Raw genomic sequence first — 3,863 nt, 5'->3', positions numbered from 1 at the left:
ACCGGGCGATCGCCGAGGACCTGGTGATCACCCTGGACACCGTCAAGCGCCACCTCAGCCACCTGTTCAGCAAGCTCGAAGTGGCCAACCGCACCCAGGCCGTGGCCCGGGCCCGGGAGCTGGGGCTCCTGCCCTAGCCGGGGTCCAACCGCAGTTCCCACTTCCGGGTGATGTATCGCCCCCGGGCCTTTCCTGGCGTCGCTCAGGCCTCGGCTCGCTGGTAGACGCTGATGTGGCGCCAGCTGGCGGCGGTGTAGGGCTCGCCCCTCCACCCTCCCCAGCGGTCGCGCAGCCGCAGGCCGGCGATGCGGGCCATGAGGTCGAACTCGGGCGGGTAGGCCAGGCGCAGCCTGATCGGGCTGAAGCCCGGGCCGCCGGCGCCAAGGCGGACGTGGTTCACATCGAGGATCTGGGTGATCGGGTCATAGCGGCTGACACCCAGCTGGACGTGGTCGAGCTCGAGCTCCTCGACGTCGATGAACTGGTGGCCCGGCCACGCCGGCGCGGTCGGCACCCGGCACTCCACCACGAACACGCCGTCGCCGGTCAGGTGACGGGCGGCGTTCTCGAAGCAGCGGACCTGGTCGTCCTGGGTGAGCAGGTTCCCGATGGTGTTGAACACCAGGTAGACCAGCCCGTAGCTGCGCCCGGTGCTGACCCGGGACATGTCGCCCATGGTCACCTCGACCTGGTCGCCGCCCGGCTTCTCGCGCATCCGGTCGACCATGTCCTGGGACAGCTCGATGCCGTCGACGCGCACGCCGGCCGCCCGCAGCGGCAGGGCGACGCGTCCGGTGCCGACCGCGAGCTCGAGGGCGTCCCGGTCGCCGGCCAACCCGGCGAGGAAGGCGACCGTCTCGTCCTCGTCCCCGCGCATGCTCACCGCGTCGTAGTTCCGGGATGTCGCGTCTTCGAAGCTGGTACTGGGATCGAAGCCCTTCATCCGTGGTCCTTTCTGTGTCCTGGGCCCAGGCTAGGACGGGATCGCGAGACCGTCTTGAAGGGAATTGACCTCGGGCGCGCCATCCTCGCCGGAGGATCGTGACGGCCTCAGCCCCCTGCTGCCTGGCGGCCGGGTGCGACGGCCAGCGTCACCAGCGCGGTCACGGCGGCGACGGCCGCCGCGGTGGCGAACGCGCGGGAGAACCCGGCCAGGCTGGTTCCGGCCAGGCTGGTGGCCGCGATGCTGGAGACGACGGCCGCTCCCAGCGAGGCGCCGAACTCGTGGAAGGTGCTCACGATCCCCGAGGCCAGTCCCGCCTCGGACGGACCGATCTGGCCGAGCGCGGTGGCCGAGGCGACCACGAACACCGCGCCGGTCCCGGCGGCGGCGACACCGATCCCCGCCACCATGGCGGTGGGCCCGTCGGCGGTCGCCGCGACCCACATGCCGGCTCCGCCGACGAGCAGTCCCGCCGCCCCCAGGAGCCGGGGCCCAAGCCGGGCCAGGACCCGGCCCGCGGTCGCCGAGCCGGCCATGGTGGCCAGGGCGACGGGGAGGAACAGCAGCCCGGTCCGCAACGCGTCGTAGCCCCGGTAGCTCTGCAGGTAGAAGGAGCCCAGGAAGAACACCGTGATCATCAACGCGGTGGCCACGAGCACCAGCAACGTCCCGACGGCGACGGAACGCCGGACGAGCAGGTCCAGATTCATCAGCGGATGGGCCGCGTGGCGCACCCGGACCACGAACGCCCAGTAGAGGCCGGCGGCCATCACCGCCAGCACGCCGGTGGCGGCGCTGGCCCAGCCGCGGTCGCCGGCCTGGACGAGCGCGTAGATCAGGGTCCCGGTGGCGGCCGTCACCAGGGCGGCCCCGAGCAGGTCGAGGCGACCCGGCGCCTCGCCGACGGCGTCGCGGGGCAGTGCCCGGTGCAGGCTGAGCGCGAGCAGGAGGCCGACGGGCACGTTGACGAAGAACACCCAGGGCCAGCCAGGGCCGGCCGTGAGCAGTCCGCCCAGCAGCAGCCCCAGGGCGGCGCCACCGCCCCCCAGGGCCGACCAGACGCCCAGCGCCCGCTCCCGCTCGGCGCCGTCGAAGAGCTGCACCACCAGCGAGAGCGCGCTCGGCGACAGCAAGGCGGCCGCCGCGCCCTGCAGGACCCGGCCGGCCAGCAGGGCCCCGCCGGTCGGGGCCAGCCCCGCCACCAGGGAGGCGCCCGCGAACAGCCCGAGGCCGGCGACCACGAGGCGGCGGGCGCCGAACAGGTCCGCGGCCCGGCCGCCGAGCAGCAGCAGGCCGCCGAAGGCGAGGGTGTAGCCGCTGACGACCCAGGTGAGCTGCTGCCGCCCCAGTCCCAGGTCGGCGCTGATGTTCGGCAGGGCGACGGCGACCACGGTGACGTCCAGGATCAGCATCAGCTGCGCGATGCCGAGGAGCCCGAGGATCCTCCAGCGGCGGGGGTAGGGGTGCGGCGCCAGCACGGTCGAGGTGGTGGAGGGGCGAGTCATCGAATACTCCCAAGGTACGAAGTTGAACATCGGTGTTCGAGTTACCGGTGTATCATACCCGTACAGCCGTGTTCAACTTATTCGGGAGCCGATGGCATGCAACGCGCTGGAGCCAGGACCGCTCGCCGGGCCGACGCCGAGCACAACATGGTCAAGATCCTCGACGCCGCCGCGGCCTGTCTGAGCCGGTCCACGACGGCCAGCGTGGGCGAGATCGCCCAGGCGGCCGGGGTGGGCCGGGTCACCGTCTACGGGCACTTCCCCTCACGCGAGGCCCTCATCGAGGCGACGCTGGCCCGGCTGCTCGAGCAGGGCGAGGCGGTGCTGGCGGGACTCGACCTCTCCGGCGACCCGGGCCAGGCGCTGCGCACTCTCGTCGAGTCGAGCTGGCGACTGATCGCCGACGCCAGCGCCGTGCTCGAGGCCGCCCAGGCGGTGCTGCCGCCGGGCCGGATCCGGGAGCTTCACGCCAAGCCGGCGCAGCGGGTCGAGGAGCTCGTCCGGCGCGGCCAGTCCGAAGGCGTCTTCCGTGTCGACCTGCCGGCGTCCTGGCTGGTCAGCGTGCTCCACCACCTCCTCAAGGGAGCGGCGGCCGACACCAGCAGCGGCCGCCTCGATCCGGCAGACGCCCCGCACTTGATCGTCGCCACAATCCTCGCCGCCTACGCGAACCCCGGCGAGCCCCAGGTCATCGATCAGTTTTCGAGAAGCCGCCGCCGCGGCGGCTCGCTAGCATGAGGGTCGTCCCCATCAGGACCCGCAGGGGAGGAAACCTGCCATGAGCGACACGCGGAAGTCCGCCAAGAGCACCACCGCGGCCGACAAGAAGTTCGAGGGGTTCTCGGACGAGGAACGAGGCGCGATGAAGGAGCGCGCCAAAGAGCTCAAGGCGGCCGCAAGCAAGGCGGACGGGGAACGCGCCGTGCTCGCCAAGATCGCCGAGCTGCCGGAACCGGATCGCGCCATGGCCGAGCGGCTCCATGCCATCATCAAAGCCAGCGCCCCAGCCCTCTCGCCGAGAACCTGGTACGGGATGCCCGCCTATGCCAAGGACGGCAAGGTCGTCTGCTACTTCACACCCGCGTCGAAGTTCAAGGAGAGGTACGCGACGATCGGCTTCAACGCCACGGCGAACCTCGATGAAGGCAACATGTGGCCGACCTCCTTCGCGCTGACGGAGTTGACCGCCGCCGACGAGGCAAGGATCGGCGCGCTCGTGAAGAAAGCGGTGAGCTGAGGACAGCGCAGGCCTCAGTCACGGGCGACCGATACGTTCGTCAGCGGCGTCGCGCCGATCAGCGACGTCGGCCAGGGCGGGAGATCCCGACGCCCGATCCGCCGCGGCCGTGGCGCCTCGTAGCGTCGTGGCATGAGCAACCCCGTTCAGTTGCCAGGCGCGGTGGCCTTGACGATCG

Annotated in this window: 5 protein-coding genes; 3 read left to right on the top strand and 2 right to left on the bottom strand. The window is 71.7% G+C overall.

All coding sequences use genetic code 11. The features are described from left to right. Positions 1-8: 8 nt before the first annotated feature. Complete coding sequence (locus tag VF468_09730) at positions 9-137, top strand: LuxR C-terminal-related transcriptional regulator (GenBank protein ID HEX5878588.1); 129 nt, start codon at positions 9-11, stop codon at positions 135-137. Positions 138-202: 65 nt separating this feature from the next. On the opposite strand, the gene VF468_09725 is transcribed toward VF468_09730, so the two are convergent. Both VF468_09725 and VF468_09720 read right to left on the bottom strand, forming a co-directional pair. After that, positions 203-943, bottom strand: a complete 741-nt coding sequence (locus tag VF468_09725) for a class I SAM-dependent methyltransferase (protein ID HEX5878587.1) — start codon at positions 941-943, stop codon at positions 203-205. A 107-nt stretch (positions 944-1,050) separates the two neighbouring features. Further along, the gene (locus VF468_09720) at positions 1,051-2,448 is read right to left on the bottom strand and encodes an MFS transporter (protein ID HEX5878586.1); all 1,398 of its coding nucleotides are present in this window, start codon (positions 2,446-2,448) and stop codon (positions 1,051-1,053) included. Positions 2,449-2,544: 96 nt separating this feature from the next. Here VF468_09720 and VF468_09715 point away from each other — a divergent pair, with 96 nt between their 5' ends. Together VF468_09715 and VF468_09710 are read left to right on the top strand one after the other, a co-directional pair. Continuing rightward, positions 2,545-3,186, top strand: coding sequence for a TetR/AcrR family transcriptional regulator (locus VF468_09715; protein ID HEX5878585.1), 642 nt, complete (start codon positions 2,545-2,547; stop codon positions 3,184-3,186). 40 nt (positions 3,187-3,226) lie between these two features. Continuing rightward, entirely contained in the window at positions 3,227-3,685 is a 459-nt protein-coding gene (locus VF468_09710) for a DUF1801 domain-containing protein (GenBank protein ID HEX5878584.1), read from the top strand. The last annotated feature ends 178 nt before the right edge of the window (positions 3,686-3,863 follow it).

This window comes from Actinomycetota bacterium (assembly GCA_036280995.1).
GTDB lineage: Bacteria > Actinomycetota > CALGFH01 > CALGFH01 > CALGFH01 > CALGFH01.
This window is presented reverse-complemented; position numbering and strand designations above follow the sequence as displayed.